This is a genomic window from Streptomyces lucensis JCM 4490, assembly GCF_014650035.1.
Classification (GTDB): Bacteria; Actinomycetota; Actinomycetes; order Streptomycetales; family Streptomycetaceae; genus Streptomyces; species Streptomyces lucensis.
The window spans coordinates 270,531-286,858 of the sequence record NZ_BMUE01000006.1; the positions used below are offsets into that span (position 1 = coordinate 270,531).

Consider the following 16,328-nt stretch of genomic DNA (forward strand, 5'->3'; position numbering starts at 1 on the left):
TGCGCTCCCCTCACTTCCCGGCCGGTGCCGCGAGCACGGGGAAGTCGCCGCCGGCGACGTCCGCGCCGAACATCGCGTCGGTCAGCCGCACCGGCACGTTGAGCACGACGACCTCGCCGGCCGCGGCCTTCTCCCAGGCCAGTGCCACGTCGCCGGCCAGGGACGCCTTGTCCCGCACGGTCACCTGGTGCAGCCCGGGAAGGTGCGGGGCCGGGGCGGTGACGGCCTCCGGGTCGACGAAGGCGTGGTCGCCCACCGGCTCCTGCCGCTGGTCGAGCTGGACCTGCAGCCAGCCGTAGCCGCCGTTGCGCAGCACGACGTAGAGCAGGCCGCCGCCGTGCGCGACCGCGGTGGGCAGGTCGGCCGCGGCCATGGCGAAGGCGCCGTCGCCGACGAAGGCCACCACCGGCCGCCCGGGTGCGGCGAGCTTCACGCCGAGTGCCGCGGCGGCGCCGAAGCCGAGGCTGGTCTGCTCGGACGGGACGACGCTGCCGGCGCCCGCGTGGCAGGAGTAGAGGGGGTACTTGTACGACCACATGTCCTGCAGGCCGTTCTCCTGCACCAGGATCCGGTCGGCGGGCAGTTCGGCGTCGAGCGCGCGCAGGACCTCGGCGATGTGCAGGTCCGGGGAACCGGCCAGCCCGTCCAGCAGGGCGCGGCTGTCGGAGTGGATCGCGGTGTGCACGGCGCGCACCCGCGCCGCCCAGCCTCCGCCGGCGTCCTCCGCGGGCAGCGCCGTCAGCCAGGACCGCACGGCCGCGCCCGCGTCGGCCAGTACCTTCGGTCCCCGCAGCAGGGTCTGGAAGTCGGCGGCCACCAGGTTGACCTGGAGCACGGGGACCTCGCGGCCGAGGCCGGCCGGCCACTGGAAGGTGGCCGTCTCCTCCAGCCGGCTGCCGAGGGCGACGACGCAGTCGGTGTCCTCCCACAGCGGGGCCGCCTGCTCGGGCGTGTAGAGGCCGGCCAGGCCGCAGAAGTGCGGGTGGGCCTCGTCGACCGTGCCCCGGCCGGAGGCCGTGCAGAAGATCGCCGCGCCCGTCCGTTCGGCCAGGCGTTCCACCTCGCGTCCGCCGTTCGCGTGCCGCATGCCGCCGCCGACCAGCAGGATCGGCCGGCGGGCCGTGCGCAGGGCGTCCAGGGCGGCGGAACCGGCGGGTGCGAGGACCTCCTGCGGCGTCTCGGCCGCCGCCGGCGCGGCCGGCTCGCCGGCCGGGGTGACGGCCTCGGCGAGCAGGTGCTCGGGCAGTTCGACGTAGACCGGGCCGCGTTCGTGACGGGCGACCAGCAGGGCGCGGTGCAGGGTGGGCACCAGGCGGTCGGGGTGGTCGACCCGTGCCGCGTACTTCACCAGCGGCGCCACTACGGCGAGCTGGTCCAGTTCCTGGAAGGCGCCGCTGCCCCGGTGCTGGGCCCCGGTGCCGCCGCTGAGCAGCAGCAGGGGCGCGGCGGACGCGGAGGCCTCCAGCAGGCCGGTGAGGGTGTTGGTGACCGCGGGGCCCTTGCCGACCACGGCGACGCCGACCCCGCCGGACTGGATGGCCCAGCCGGTGGCCATGAACAGGGCGTTGCGCTGGTCACGGCAGAGGACGAAGCGCAGGCCCGCCCGGTGCGCGGCCTCCAGGGCGTACATGTCGTCACCGGGCAGGCCGAAGACGGTCCGAGTCCCGGACGCGGCGAGGACGGCGGCGGCGGTGGCCCAGGCGGCGGCCGCCGACGTCTCGGCGTTGGTGTCGGGTGTGTTGCTCATGACCTTCCCGGCAGGTAGTCGGCGACGGCCTTCGACAGCAGCAGCGGCTCGGTGTGCCGCTTGCGGCCGACGGCGATGTAGTTGGCGCGGATGCCCCGGCCACCGAAGGGCTTGTTGCCGTCCTCGATGTCGATGAGCGTCTGGTCGACGCTCACCATGTGCCGCTCGCGCAGGGCCTCGACGGTCTTCGGCAGGGAGCCGAACACGGTGGCGGCCATGGCGCGTTCCGCGTAGTAGGGGTGGCGCAGCACCTCGTCCAGCCACTCCTCGGACGAGAACGGCACCACGTTGAAGACCGGCGCGAACATCTCCGGGGGCAGGAACGGGGTGTCCGTCGGGTGGATCAGCACGGTCGGCCGTACATGGCGGTCGACGAAGTCGATCCGGCCGCCCGCGGCCACGAACTCCCGCTTGCCGCGCAGGTAGTCCAGGGTAGCCTCGAACGCCTCGTCGTAGAACATGGCGCTGTAGTCGGCGGTGGCGTCGTCGGGGGTGCCCAGGCGCAGGGCCTCGACCCGGCGGGACAGCAGGTTGCAGAACTGGGCGCTGACGGAGGTGTGCACGAACACCACGTCCGGGCCGAAGCAGTCCTGCCCGGAGTTGAGCATGCGCACCCGGACCAGACCGTCGACCGCGCGGTTCAGGTCGGCGTCCGCGCCGACGACGTACGGGTTGATGCCCTGCCCGAAGAAGCAGAACACCGTCTGCTCGGGCAGCTGTTCACGGATCATCTCGGCGTTCTCGTACGAGCCGGTGAAGACCAGGACGTCCGACTTCTTGCCGACGTTGTCGAGGAACTCGCGCTGGCCGCTGCCGTCGAGCACCAGCGGCAGGTCGTGCACGGTGCTGATGAGCTTGTGCAGCGCCCGGGTCTGGGCGTCGATCATCCGGGACGGCCGGAAGACGATCTCCTGGCTGTACAGGCTGGGGATGACGACGTAGAGGATGTAGCCGTACAGCGGGATGTTCGACGGCATCAGCACGCCGATGCGGCGCGCGGCGGGCGGGCTGTAGCGGGAGACCTCGGCGACCGCGCCCTCCAGCGCCTCGATGGAGGCGTCGATCTCGTCTGCCGCGGTGCGGTGGTTGGAGACCTCGGTGAGGATGCGCAGGACCTCCGGGCGGCGCTCGGAGAGCAGCCGGGCGACGTCCTGCAGCACCGTGATCCGGTCGGCGAACGGAATCGCCGGACCCGCGGGCCGGGCGGCGCTCGCGGCCTGCTTCTCCTCCTCGGCGCGGCCGCTGCGCAGCGCCGCCTGCGCCATGTAGCGCAGCGCGGTCAGGTTGGCCTTGCCGTTGGTGTGCTCGGGGAACTCGGGGACCACGAGCACCTTGTTGGGCTGCTCGTACTCGGCGACCAGCTCGGCGAAGGCGCGCCGCCAGTGCGCGGCCGGCCGTTCCTCGGGGTCGGCGACCACGAAGACCAGGTCGGTGCCGAAGCGGCCGTCCTCCACCGGGACGACCCGCACCGGGCGGCCGCACTCGCTGGCCTTGGCGGTGATGGCGTCGGGGTAGAGGGTGTTGCCGAAGCGGTGGACGGCGGCCTTGCGGCCGAGGACGCGCAGGTTGCCGTGCTCGTCGAGGAAGCCCAGGTCCTGGGTGCGGTGGACGGTGCGCTGGTGTTCCCGGACCCGGCCGCCCGGCTCCAGCATGCCCACCATCAGGTCGGGCGTGTGCACGATGACCTCGCCGACCTGGCCGGCCGGTACGGGGCGGTCCTCCTCGTCGACGACGGTCACCGTGATGCCGCCGAGCGGACGCCCGCAGTGGTGCGGGTTGTCGGGTGCCGCCAGGGCGATGTTGCCGGCCTCGGAGCTGCCGTAGCCGTCCAGCAGGGGTCTGCCGAGCCGCTCGGTGAAGCGGCGCTGCAGGTCGTCCTGGAGCGGCTCGCCGCCCACGCACCACATGCGCACCGATTCCAGCAGGGCGGTGGAGACGCGGCCGCGGTCGAGCAGCCGCAGCATGCCCTCGTAGACGGCCGGGACGGAGTCGACGACCGTGACGCCGAGGTCGACGATCGCCTCCAGGGCGAGGTCGGTGCGCCGGCTGGGCAACAGCACCAGGCTCGCCTTGGCCTGCCACCACAGCAGCAGGATGGACAGGCCGTACTGGTGGGTGAACGGCAGCAGGGGCAGCAGCACGTCGGTCTCGGTGTAGCGCATCCGGTCCTGGGTGCGGGAGACGTTGGCCAGCACCGAACTGCCGGAGCGGACGACGCCCTTGGGGCGGCCGAGGCTGCCGGAGGTCCACACGATGAGGGCGTCGGAACGGCGGGCCCAGCGGTCGAAGGACAGCTCGGCCTGCGTGTCGTCCGCGGCGGGCGCGGTGTCGAGCGCGTGCAGCGGGATCCAGCGGGCGTCGAGCCTGGCGAAGGCGGGGGCCTCCTCCTCGTGGTCGGAGACGAAGAAGTCGGCGTCGGCCTCCTCCACCAGCCGGGCGAACTGGTTCGGGGTCACCCCGCGGTCGACGAGGCCGACCGAGACGCCCATCTCCATCAGGGCCAGGGTGGTCAGCACCGAGGCCGTGGAGTTCGCGGCCGAGAGCAGGACGCGGTGGCTGCCGTCGACCCCGCGGGACTCGAGCTCGCGGATCACGCTCGCGCAGGAGGCCCTGACCTCGCGCCAGGAGCGACTGCTTTCATTGCGGCTGATCAGCACCAGAAAAACACATCCAATCTTCGAACCGGGTCGCCTCGACGCTAGGAGGGGCCGCTCAAGCGGGAATCAAGCGGAAATCGGCTCGGTCCCCGCCGCGGCCGCGGCCGGGGGACCGGCGGTCTCGACGTAGCAGCCGGTGGCCTCCAGGGCCCGGATCGCCGCGAGGTCGCGGTCGAGCTCGGTCTCGCTGCCGGCGACGAGGGAGACGAAGCCCGGGGAGGTCGCCATGTCGACGGTCCGGCGCACGGGCAGGCCGGCGCGGACGCCCGTGACCAGCCGCTCGAAGGAGGGCAGGGCCGTGAAGCGGTCGTGCCAGCCGGCGCTGGTGCCGGTCCGGCCGTTGATCAGCCAGACGTTGCGCACGGTCCTCGTCCAGCGCACGTCGGTGTCCCGGAAGGCGTGGAAGCCCGCCGGGTCGGTCAGGGCCAGGGCGAACAGTTCCACGTGGGAGGTGCCGGAGTGCTTCTCCAGGACGTCGGGCAGCATGGCGCCCATGAGGCGGGCCCCGGTCTCGATGAGCACCGGCCCCTCGGCGGTGAGCATCACCTCGCTGTGCGCGGCGCCGTCGGTGATGCCGAGGGCCGTCACCGCGGCGGTCACGTACTCGATCAGCCCGGCGACATGCGGCGCGGTCAGCGGCAGCGGCTGCTGGTAGTCGTACAGCGGAGCGCCCTCGGGGCCGGCCGTCTTGGCGGACAGCCACACGTCGGAGACCTTCTGCACGCCGTCCACCGCGACCGTGTTGACGATGTACTCGGTCCCGACCAGGTACTTCTGCACCACGGCCGAGGGGTTGGGGTTGCCGAAGTAGTCCCGGCCCGCCATGACGGCCGCGGCGGCGGAGCGCACCTCGGCGGCGGAGGCGCAGATGTGGACGTTGTCCGTGCCGGCGCTCGCGGCCGGCTTGACCACGACCGGGCCGCCGGCCTCGGCGAACCAGGCGACGGCGGTCTCCGGGTCGGTCGTGCTGAAGCCGACGGGTGCGGCCAGGCCCGCGGCGGCGAGCCGCCGCGCCATCGCGTACTTGTTCCGGCGGGCCTCGACGCCGTCGAACGCGTTGCCCGGCAGGCCCAGTTCGTGGGCGAGGGTGTCGGCGAGGACCACCCCGCACTCGGTGCCGGCCACCACCCGGTCGACGCCCGCCTCCTTCAGGGCGCGGACGGCGTCGGCGAGATCGGGGAAGTATCCGAAGTCGTGGCTGTACAGGTCGGGACGGAAGGAGGGCAGCAGCCGGCTCGGCGCCGTCTCCTGGCTGCGCAGGTGGACCACGTCCACACCCCGCAGGCCCAGCTTGTGGGCCAGGACGCTGCCGGTCGAGTAGCCGTCGACGATCGCGATCTTCACTGGGTCGCTCCCGAATTCTCCAGCTCCTGGGCCGCCGGGGCCATGGTCTTGTCGCGGGCGCGCAGCCGGGTGTCGCAGAGGAAGGCGAGCCCCGCGACGGCGGCGGCGGTGGCGCCGAACACGGCGAACGCGGTGCCGGGACCGCCGTGGTCCAGGCCGGTGCCGGCGATCGGCGAGCCGATCACGTTGCCGACGAGGATGGCGCTGGCGTAGGTGCCCATCGCGACGCCCTTGCTGTCGTCCGGCGCGAGGCCGCTGACCGCGCCCGCGCTCGCCGACAGGGCCGGGGCGACGAACAGGTTGGCGGGGACGGACAGCAGGCACAGCCAGTACCACTGGGTCGCCAGGCCGATCGGCATGCACAGCAGGCCCAGCGCCGCCGTGACCGCGAACACCGACGGCGGGCGCTTCATCCCGCCGTACAGGAAGCCGCCGGCCACGGACGCGACGCCGGCCAGGACCAGCAGCAGCCAGCTCCAGGCGAGCTGGCCGTGCCGCTGAAGCGTGCCGATGGCGGCGACCTCGAAGCCGACCACCGCGATGGAGGTGGCCACGGTGACGCCGAGGGCGCACATCATGCGGGCGGACAGCCAGTGCCGCAGCCCGGGCTTCGGGGCGCCCGCGGCGGGAAGGGCCCGCTGCAGCGGCGGGTCGAGCACCAGGTAGGCCCCGCCGACCAGCAGCTGCAGACCGCCCATCACCAGGAACGCCACCGTCGGGGAGGCGGTCGAGGCGAGCAGGATGCCGACGGTCGGGCCCACCATGTAGGCGATGTCGGTGGTCATGGCGTCGACCGCGTAGGCGGTGTGCCGGTTGTCCTCGGTCACCATGCCGGCCAGCGCCAGCCGGATCACCGTGAAGGCGGGCAGCGTGGTCAGGCCGCCGAAGAAGGCGGCGACCAGCAGGGCGGGGTAGGGCAGCAGGTGGCCCAGGCTCCAGAACACGGCCTGGGCGGTCACCAGCAGGCCGAAGACCCGGCGCAGTCCGTAGTGGTCCAGTCCGCGGCCCTGCAGGGGGGCGCCGAGGCCGGCGCCCGCCGTCCAGCAGGCGGCGGCGACGCTGCCCGCCGCGAAGCCCCGGTGCAGGTTGCCCACGATGTGCAGGATGAGCACCGAGGCGATGCCGAGCCCGGGCATCTTCGCCAGCAGCCCGATCACGGTCAGGGACCGGATGCCGGGTTCGGCGAACAGTTTTCGGTAGGTCGAGAACACGTCGTCTCCTAGGCCTTCTCGGCCGCTTCGTCCCAGGGCCAGTCGATCCGGCCGAGCAGGTCCATCTCGGACAGCAGACCGTGCAGTCCGCTGAAGTCGCGCACCAGGTTCTTGCGGCCCGCGTCCTGCTGCACCTCGGCGATCATCCGGTCGGCGCCGGTGACGCCGTGCAGGGCGAGGATGTGCTGCCAGGTGCGGTAGTCGTTGGCGACGAACGCCTCCAGGCCGGTGAGCATGGTGTCCACGAAGAACCGGCGCTGCTCCTTGGAGAGGAAGTCGTAGACGGTCTTGGCGAGTTCGCCGGTGATGGAGGAGTGGCAGATCTCGTCGCGGTTGTGCAGCTTCACCGTGGTGGAGTTGATCTGCTGGATGTCCGGGTCGTCGGACAGCAGGTGCAGATAGGCGCTGATCGACGTCTCGGAGACGGTGGCGAAGGCCAGTGTGGTGAGCTTGCGCTGCCACTCCTCGGTGCACTCGGCCCGCATCTCCTCGTGCCGTCGCACGATGTGCGGGGCGGGCAGCACCGTGTCCGGCAGGGTGATGCCCCGCTGCTGCCGGGTGACGGTGCTGGCGTTGAGGTGCATCAGCGTGTGGTACTGCTCGTCGACCATGGCCTGGGCCAGCGAGGTCTCCAGCGCGGGCCCGCCCAGGGACGGGAACTCGCCCTCGATCACGTAGGCGAACGCCGGGTTGGCGATGCGCTGTTCGGCCATGATGGTGTGGCGGTTGTAGGCGAGCCAGGACCAGCTCAGCATCGAGCCGCGCACCTCGGGAGGCAGGCCCTCCCAGACGGGGTGGCCGGTGAACGGCACGATCCGCTCGGGGTAGTCCGGGCGCGCGGTGTCGAAGAGGTCCGCGAGTTCGGGCTCCGCGCGCTTGACCGCGGCCCGCCGGTGCCAGTTGCCGGCCAGCCGGGTGATGACCGCGTTCTCGACGGGGTCGGTGGGGTCGTACGGCGGGAAGCCGGGGATCTCGATCAGGCCGGTCGCGGCGGGGGTGACGTCAGTGGTGGTGTTCATCAGGACTCTTCGGCTCGCTCGATGTCGTAGAACCCGGGACCGTCCAGGTAGGTGAGGGTGTTGAAGTCGCGTTCCACCACTTCGGCGGACGGGTGGACGAGGCCCACCGCGAGGGTCTTGGTGGAGTCGTCGACGGTGCGCACGACGGTGCCGCCGGGCCGGACGAACATCTCGACGTTGTTGAAGCTCTCCAGGCCCTCGACGACGTCGAGCAGCGGGTAGGAGCGCAGCGTGCCCGCGGCCGGGGCCGTCGGCCAGCACACCGAGACGTGCCGTTCGAGCCGGTAGGGCCGCCGGTGGGCGGCGAGGAACCGCTCCGGGTGGAGGTAGGCCTCCACGGTCCAGCCGATCTGCGACTCCCCGGCGCCGAGCTCGGCGTAGTAGGGGGTGTTCGCGCCGGCCATGCGGGCGCCGACCTCGACCAGGCAGGGCCCGTCGGCGGTGAGGATGATCTCCAGGTGGGCGGGGCCGTGCCGGATGCCGAGGGCGTCGAGGACCTGGCGGGCATAGGCGGTCAGCCGCTCGCGGACCGGGGCGTCGTGGGCGATCAGGTGGCCGCCGGTGATGCGGTCGCGGACTCCCGGCACCGACATCTTGCTGTACTTCCAGACGTCGGTGACACGGTGGTGCCCGTCCCGGCTGACGGTGTCCACCACGTACTCGCCGCCGGCCAGGTACTCCTGGGCCACGGCCGCGGTGTTCGTCTCGGAGAAGACGGTGGTGCCCTCGAGGATGGCCTTCAGCGCGGCCGCCGAGTCCTCCGGGGTGTCGCAGACGCTCACGCCGTCGTTGGCGGCGCTGCGCAGCGGCTTGACCACGATCCGGCCGCCGGTCTCGCGGTGGAACTCCATCAGCTCTTGCGCGGTGCTGACCAGCCGCTGCCGGGCGGCGCGCAGTCCCGCCGCCCTGATGGTCTCGGTCATGAGGTACTTGTTCCGGCGGGCGGGCGAGAGCCGGGTGCCGTTGGTGGGCACGCCGAGCGCCTCGCTGAGCTGGTCGGCCAGCTCGACGCCGTACTCCCCGGCGGCGACCACGGCGACGGCCGCGTGCCGGGCGACGGCCGCGACGGTGTCGGCCAGGACGCCCCGGTGGACGATGTCGTCGCTGAAGGCGCTGGTGTCGAAGGCGCCCCGGTAGCACTGGGGCACCTCCTCGGTGCTCTGCACGCGTACGACCTCGCAGCCGCTGTCCATGAAGGCCTGCGCGAGTGCGTAGCTGGACGGGTACGCGTCGACCAGGACGACGCTGGGGTTGGACATGTTCGCCTCTCTGTGTGTGCTCGCGCCGGCGTTCACGCCGCCGCCTCGATCGCCCCGGCGAGGCCCGCGAGGGTCGGGTTGCGGAAGACCAGGACCGGGGAGACGCGGCGGCCGAGCCGTTCGCTCAGCCGGGCCGCGACCGCGGTGACGGCCAGCGAGTTGCCGCCGACGTCGAAGAAGTTGTCGTCGGGTCCGAACCCGCCCTCGTAGCCCAGGCACTGCTCCCACACCTCGGCGACCAGCGTCTGCTCCTTGGTGGCGTGCTCCCGGGCCGCGGGGGCCGGGCCGGCCGGCCGGGGGTCGGGCAGCGCGTCCCGGTCGACCTTGCCGTTCGGGGTGAGCGGGATCTCCCCGATCGCGGTGAAGCTCTGCGGCAGCATGTACGGCGGCAGCCGGTGGGCGAGGTGCGTCCGCAGCCCGGCCGCGTCGGGCTCCCGGCCCGGTGCGCCGGGGATCAGGTAGGCCGCGAGCTGTTCCACGCCGGTGGCGGTCCGGCGCACCGCGACCGCGCAGTCCGCGATGTCCGGGTGGGCGCGCAGCGCCGTCTCGATCTCGCCGAGTTCGATGCGGTAGCCGCGCACCTTGACCTGGTGGTCGTTGCGGCCGAGGAAGACCAGGTTGCCGTCGGGCAGCAGGCGCACCACGTCGCCGGTGGCGTACATCCGGGCGCCGGGCTCCTCCGCGAACGGGTCGGGCAGGTAGGCCTGCGCCGTGCGGGCCGGCTTGCCCAGGTAGCCGCGGCCGACCGCGTCGCCGCCGACGTACAGCTCGCCCCGGCAGCCCGGGACCACCGGACGCAGCCGGGCGTCCAGGACGTAGAGGCGGGCGTTGTCGGTGGCCTGGCCGAAGGGGACGCTCGGCCGGTGCGCGTGCCGGTCGAGGAGGTCCTCGGTGATCGGGCAGAACGCGGAGGTCACGGTGGCCTCGGTGGGCCCGTACTCGTTGAAGATCCGGCAGCCGTCGGGGGTGACCTCCATGATGCGCCGGGCCACGTCGTGCGGGACGGCCTCGGCGCCGGTGAACACCAGCCGCACGGAGGCGAGCCGGGCCGCGCAGTCCGCGCCGGACTCCAGCAGGATGCGCAGCTGCGACGGGGTGGCGTTCAGCGTGGTGATGCCGCGCTCGGCCACCTCCCGCAGGAACGCCTCCGGGTCGTAGGCCGCGGTGGGGCCCGCCAGGTGCAGCTGGGCGCCGGAGACCAGGCACTGGAAGATCTCCCACACCGAGTTGTCGAAGGCCACCGAGTGGTTCAGCAGCGCCCGGTCGTCGCCGGTCAGTCCGCACAGCCGCTGGTTCCAGGCCAGGAAGCCGGTGATGTTGGCGTGGGTGATGGCCACGCCCTTCGGCTTGCCGGTCGAACCCGAGGTGTAGATGACGTAGGCGAGATGGTGCGGTTGTGCCTCCTCGACGGGGTGCGGCCCGGCCGGCTCCTCGGTACCCCCGGCCTCCCGCGCGACCGGCACGACCCGCGCCGCGCCGTCGAACAGCGCCGCCGACGGGTGTGCGGGGTCGGCCACCACCAGGCGGACGCCGGAGTCCTCGAGCAGGTACCGCAGGCGGTCGGCCGGGTAACCGGGGTCGAGCGGCACGTAGGCGCCGCCCGCCTTCAGCACGCCCAGCAGGGCGACGACCAGCTCCACCGAGCGCTCCAGGCAGACCCCGACCAGCTGTTCGGGGCCGACCCCCGCGGCGCGCAGCGTGCGGGCCAGCGCGGCGGCCCGGCGGTCGGTCTCGGCGTAGGTCAGGGTGGCGCCGTCGCCCACCACGCACACCTGGTCCGGGGTCTCACGCACCTGCCGCTCCCACAGCCGCACCAGGGTGCTCGGCTCGGGCAGCGGTTCGGCGAGGTCTCCGGCGGACAGGGCGCGCAGCTCGGCCGCCGACAGGACCTGCAGCTCCGACAGGCGGGCGTCCGCGTCGGCGACCATCTGCTCGATCACCCGGACGAAGTGCCGGCCGAGTCCCTCGGCGAAGTCCTCGTCGAACAGGTCGGTGGCGTACTCGACGGAGATGCTGAGGCCGCCGTCGCCCACCGCGTGGTCGGTGACGTCGAACGCCAGGTCGAATCGGGCGGTGCCGAGGCGGCCCTCCAGCTCCTTGCGGTCGTACACCTCGGTGAGCACGCCCGCCGGGGGCTCCTCGTGCAGGGCGAACAGCACCTGGAACAGGGGGTTGCGGCTCAGGTCGCGCTCCGGGCACAGCTCGGCCACCAGCTTCTCGAACGGCAGCTCCTGGTGGGCGTAGGCGTCCCGGGCCACTTCCCGGACACGGCCGAGGAGGTCGGTCCAGGTCGGGTCGCCGGACAGGTCGGTGCGCAGCACGGCGGTGTTGACGAAGTAGCCGCACACGCCGGCCGTCTCCGGCCGCGGCCGCCCGCCGAGCAGGGTGCCGACGGCCACGTCGGTCTCGTCGGCGTACCGGCCGAGCAGCACCTGCAGCGGTGCCATCAGCCCCATGAACAGGGTGACGCCCTCGGCCCGGCACAGGGCCCTGAGCCGTCCGGCGAGGCCGGCCGGGACCCGCAGGAACGTGCGCCGCCCCCGGTGGCCGGCGACGGCCGGGCGGGGCCGGCTGGTGGGCAGTTCCAGCGCGGGCACCCCGGCCAGCCGCTTCCGCCAGTGGGCGAGCAGCCGCTCCAGTTCCGCGCCGCCGATCCGCTCCCGCTCCCACTGGGCGAAGTCGGCGTACGAGACGTCGGGCGCCGCCGCGAGCGGCCTGCCCGTGTACAGGTCGCCGAGTTCCCGCACCAGCAGGTCCACCGACGTCCCGTCGCAGGCGATGTGATGGATGGTCAGCAGGAGGACGTCGCGCCGGGGGGTGCGCAGCACGTCCGCGCGCAGCAGGGGCGCCCGGTCCAGGGCGAAGGGTGCGCGGATCCGCTCGGTGATCAGGTCGTCCAGCGCCTCCTCGCTCACCTCGGTGCACCGCACCGGGACGGGCACGTCGGCGTGCGGCTCCGGCCGGACGCGGCCGTCGGCGGCGACCAGCGCGGTGCGCAGCGCCTGGTGGCGGTCGACCAGCGCGGTCAGCGCCCGCTGCAGCCGGGAGGTCTCGACCCGGCCGCCGGGGAAGGACAGCGCGACCGGCAGGTGGTAGGCGGGGACGCCCTCGTTGACCTGCTCGAAGAACCAGATGCGCTCCTGGCCGAAGGACAGCTCGGCCCGGGTCGCAGGGCCGATCGGCTCCTCCTCGGCGCCCTCGAAGCCGTCCAGCGCGGCCGCGAGCGAGGCGGGCGCCGGGTGGGCGAAGACCTCCTGGACACCGAGCGGCAGCCCGAGTTCCTCGCGCAGCCGCGTCACCGCGCGCACCGCGGCGAGCGACTGGCCGCCGAGCGCGAAGAAGTCGTCGTACGGCGACACCTCCGCGAGCCCGAGGACCTCCGCCCAGACCGCACGCACCGTGTCGGTGTGCGGGGGCAGCGGGCCATCGGCGTGCCCGGCGGCGGTGTCGCGGATCCGCCGGTAGCCGAGCGCGAGGACCGCGCCCCGGTCGGCCTTGCCCGCCGGGGTGCGCGGGAGCGCGTCGAGGACCGCCCAGCCCTGGGCGACCATGTGGGCGGGCAGCCGCCCGGCGAGGTGGTCGCGGACCCGGCGCGGCAGGTCCTCGGTGCCACGTGTGCCGGGGGCCGCCACCAGGAACGCCACGAGCTGGTCGCCGCCGGTCGCCTCGCGGTCGACGACCACCACGGCGTCGGCGACCTCCGGGTGGCTGCGCACGCAGGCCTCGATCTCGCCGAGTTCGATGCGGTGGCCGCGGACCTTGACCTGGTGGTCGTTGCGGCCCAGCAGCTCCAGGTCCCCGGTGGGCGTCCACCGGGCCAGGTCGCCGGTGCGGTAGAGCCGGCCGGAGCCGTCGCCGAAGGCGTCCGGCACGAAGCGGTCGGCGGTCAGCGCGGGCCGGTTCAGATAGCCGCGGGCCACGCCGCGGCCGCCGATCCACAGCTCGCCGGTGACACCGGGACCCACCTCGCGGCCGTGCTCGTCGACCACGTGCAGCCGGGTGTTGGACAGGGCGGTGCCGACCGTGACGCGCTCGTCCGCCTCGTCGACGCGGGCCGCCGTGGCCCACACGGTGGCCTCGGTGGGGCCGTACAGGTTCCACAGGGTGCCGCCGGTGGCCAGCAGGTCGCGGGCGAGCCGCGCGTCCAGGGGCTCACCGCCGGACAGCAGCGTCCGGCCGCGGCCGGCCCGCCAGCCGGAGGCCACCAGCATCCGCCAGGTGGTCGGCGTCGCCTGGACGACCGTGACCCGGCCCTCCTCGACGGCGGCGGCCAGCACCTCGGGGTCGGTGTTGGCGGCCTGCGGCGCCATCACGACGGTCGCGCCGAGCGTCAGCGGCAGGAACAGCTCCAGGGTGGAGATGTCGAACGACAGCGGGGTCAGCGCCAGCACCCTGTCGTCCGGGGCGAGGCCGGGGCGTTCCGCGACGCTGTGCAGGAAGGAGGTGATCGCCGCGTGGTCGACGGCCACGCCCTTGGGCAGTCCGGTGGAACCGGAGGTGTAGATCACGTACGCCAGGTGGTGCGGGCGCGCGGGCGAGGCGAAGGGCGCGTCCGGCGCGTCCGGTACGTCCTCCACGGGCAGCAGGCCGGCCGCCTCGGGCACCGCGGACGAGATCCGCTCCCGGTGCCGGGCGTCGCACACGATGAGGCCCGCACCGGAGTCGGTGGTCATGTGCCGCAGCCGGTCGGCGGGGTAGCTCGGGTCCAGCGGGAGGTACCCGGCGCCCGACTTCAGGATGCCCAGGAGGGCCACGACCATGTCGATCGAGCGCTCCAGGCACACGCCGACCAGGGACTCCGGGCCGATGCCGCGTGCGGCGAGGTCGGCGGCGAGCGCCGTGGCGCGCCGGTCCACTTCGGCGTAGGTGGCCTGTCGCGTTCCCGCGACGACGGCGACCGAGTCGGGAGCCGAGGCGACCCGCTGCTCCCACAGGGCGACCAGGGTGGTCGACATGAACTGATCCTTTCTCAGCCCCACACGGGGACGTCTGCTTCTCGCTCACGCGGGGACGGTGCCGCCCGGCCCCCGTGGGGATGTCTGCCTGCCGGCCCCGTGCGGGGGCGGTGCCGCCCGGCCGGGGCTCAGGCCCAGGCGGGGGCGGTGCGCGTGATGGTTCGAGCCAGTTGCTGTTGCGCGTCGCGCACGTAGAGGTGCCCGCCCGGGAACCGGTGCGTGTCGCACCCGGCCGCGGTGTGCTCGCGCCAGCCGGCCAGGTCCGCCTCGCCGACGGTGTCGTCCTCGGTGCCGTGCAGCACGGTGAAGGGACACGGCAGGGGCGCCGCGGCCCGGTGCGCGTACGTCTCGCACAGGGTCAGGTCGGCGCGCATCAGGGGCAGCAGCAGCTCCTGCAGCTCGGGGTCGAGGCCCGCGAGTTCGTCGGCCGCGAGGCGGGCGAGCAGGGCGTCGTCCGGCAGGTGGTGCAGCGGCTCCCGGTCGGGCACGCCCGGGGCGCGCATCGCGGACAGGAACAGCCGGCCGGGCAGCGCGGCGCCCCGGTCCCGCAGCCCGCGGGCCACCTCGAACGCCACCAGGGCGCCCATGCTGTGCCCGAAGAACGCGTACGGCAGCTCGGTGCGGCCGGCGATCAGCGGGGCCAGCGCGGTCACGACCGCGTCCGTGGAGGTCAGCGCGTCCTCGCCGAACCGGTCCTCCCGTCCCGGCAGCTGCACCGTGCACACCTCGACGGTGTCCGGGACGTGCTCGGCCAGCCGGTAGGCGCCGGCACCGGCGCCGGCGTGCGGGAAGACGAACAGCCGCCGGTGCGCGGTGTCCCTCCGGCTGCCGAGGCCGCGCAGCCACAGCCGGGCGAGGCCGGCATCGGGTGCGGGGGTGGCCGGGACGGTCATCGCGCCGACGCCCTCTCCCGGCGGACGGACAGCGGGGTCAGGTCGGTCCAGACCCGCTCGATGTGGTCCAGGCACTCCTGGCGGGTGCCCTCGGCGCCGGCGGGCCGCCAGCCGGCGGGCAGCTCGCGGTCGGCGAACCAGATCGAGTACTGCTCCTCGTGGTTGACGACCACGCGGTAGGTCTCCTGTGTGTCGCTGGCGCTCACGCTCACACCCCCACACCGTCGAAGAAGCCGGACCGCCGGTGGCCGCGGCCCGCCGCGACGACCCGGTCGTGCACCCACTTGCCGACGGCGAGGTCCAGCACGCCGAGGCCGAAGGGGGAGAAGACGGCGGGGCGGCCGGGGTGCCGGCGCAGCCTGTTGCGCAGCAGGTCACCGAGGGTGCCGTCGACGAAGTCCCGGTTTCCGGTGCGCTGTTCGGTCAGGTGCAGCGAGGTGCGCTCGCGCACGGCGTGGTCGACGTCGTCGGTGAAGTTCTGCGCGGCGAGGATCAGCTCGGGGGCGAGGTCGCGCAGGGACAGGTGCAGCACCACCGGGTTGTGGGCGAGCAGCCGGGTGTCGTGCAGGTGGGGTTCGCCGGCCACCGTGGTGACGACGACCAGGTCGCAGTCGGTGAACGCGTCCTCGACCCGGTCGGCGACGACGACCTCGGCCTCGGTGTGCTCCTCCAGGACGGCACCGAACCGCTTCGCGGCGTCCTGGTCGAGGTCGAACAGGCGGAAACCGCCGATCTCCCATTCGAGGTCGCGCAGGAAGGCCCAGACGTGCTGGGCGATCAGACCGGTGCCGACGATGCCGACCCGGCGGGCGCGGCGCTCGCCGACGAGGGCCTCGGCGCCCAGCACCGCCGAGGCGGCGGTGCGGGTCGCGGAGATGACGGACGACTCCATGCAGGCGAACGGGAAGCCGGTCGCGCAGTCGTTGAGGATCAGCGTGGCCGAGGCGCGGGGGATGCCGTGCCGGGTGTTCTCCGGGAAGCTCGCGATCCACTTGTTGCCGGCGACCTCGAACTCGCCGCCGAGGTAGGCGGGCAGCGAGATGATGCGGGCACGGTCGTTGTGCGGGAAGCGCAGGAAGGAGCTGTGCGGGTTGGCGCTCTGCCCGGCGTCGTGCGCCAGGTAGGCCGCGCGGACGGTCTCCACGATCTCGGGGCGGTGGCCCTCGATCTGGGCGGCGATGTCACCCGCGTCGATCACCGTCATGGGCGGCGGGGTCAGGGTGGGCACGGAAGATCGTTCTCC

General features: G+C 73.6%; 10 protein-coding genes. All 10 read right to left on the reverse strand.

Annotated features, from left to right (window positions below):
• Window positions 1-10: 10 nt before the first annotated feature.
• The 10 genes from IE177_RS16450 to sbnB all read right to left on the reverse strand — a co-directional run bounded on the left by IE177_RS16450 (window position 11) and on the right by sbnB (window position 16,289).
• On the reverse strand, window positions 11-1,747 hold the full coding sequence (locus tag IE177_RS16450; protein WP_190016079.1) for a thiamine pyrophosphate-binding protein: 1,737 nt from the start codon (window positions 1,745-1,747) through the stop codon (window positions 11-13).
• On the reverse strand, window positions 1,744-4,404 hold the full coding sequence (locus IE177_RS16455) for an aldehyde dehydrogenase family protein (RefSeq protein WP_190016080.1): 2,661 nt from the start codon (window positions 4,402-4,404) through the stop codon (window positions 1,744-1,746). The genes IE177_RS16450 and IE177_RS16455 overlap by 4 nt, the downstream gene beginning before the upstream one ends.
• 66 nt (window positions 4,405-4,470) lie before the next feature.
• Entirely contained in the window at window positions 4,471-5,748 is a 1,278-nt protein-coding gene (locus IE177_RS16460; protein ID WP_190016081.1) for an ATP-grasp domain-containing protein, read from the reverse strand.
• Window positions 5,745-6,959 carry an MFS transporter gene (locus IE177_RS16465; protein WP_190016082.1) on the reverse strand — a complete coding sequence of 405 codons (1,215 nt, stop codon included), beginning with the start codon at window positions 6,957-6,959 and terminating at the stop codon, window positions 5,745-5,747. The genes IE177_RS16460 and IE177_RS16465 overlap by 4 nt, the downstream gene beginning before the upstream one ends.
• A gap of 8 nt (window positions 6,960-6,967) precedes the next feature.
• On the reverse strand, window positions 6,968-7,978 hold the full coding sequence (locus tag IE177_RS16470; protein ID WP_190016083.1) for an AurF N-oxygenase family protein: 1,011 nt from the start codon (window positions 7,976-7,978) through the stop codon (window positions 6,968-6,970).
• Entirely contained in the window at window positions 7,978-9,237 is a 1,260-nt protein-coding gene (locus IE177_RS16475; RefSeq protein WP_190016084.1) for an ATP-grasp domain-containing protein, read from the reverse strand. Before IE177_RS16475 ends, IE177_RS16470 begins: the two co-directional genes overlap by 1 nt.
• 32 nt (window positions 9,238-9,269) lie before the next feature.
• Window positions 9,270-14,192, reverse strand: a complete 4,923-nt coding sequence (locus tag IE177_RS16480) for a non-ribosomal peptide synthetase (RefSeq protein WP_190016085.1) — start codon at window positions 14,190-14,192, stop codon at window positions 9,270-9,272.
• Between the two features lie 128 nt (window positions 14,193-14,320).
• A complete protein-coding gene (locus IE177_RS16485; RefSeq protein WP_190016086.1) occupies window positions 14,321-15,085 on the reverse strand; it encodes a thioesterase II family protein in 765 nt (254 codons plus the stop codon).
• A complete protein-coding gene (locus IE177_RS16490; RefSeq protein WP_190016087.1) occupies window positions 15,082-15,291 on the reverse strand; it encodes an MbtH family protein in 210 nt (69 codons plus the stop codon). Before IE177_RS16490 ends, IE177_RS16485 begins: the two co-directional genes overlap by 4 nt.
• A 2-nt stretch (window positions 15,292-15,293) precedes the next feature.
• On the reverse strand, window positions 15,294-16,289 hold the full coding sequence (gene sbnB, locus IE177_RS16495; protein WP_190016226.1) for a 2,3-diaminopropionate biosynthesis protein SbnB: 996 nt from the start codon (window positions 16,287-16,289) through the stop codon (window positions 15,294-15,296).
• Window positions 16,290-16,328 lie beyond the last annotated feature (39 nt).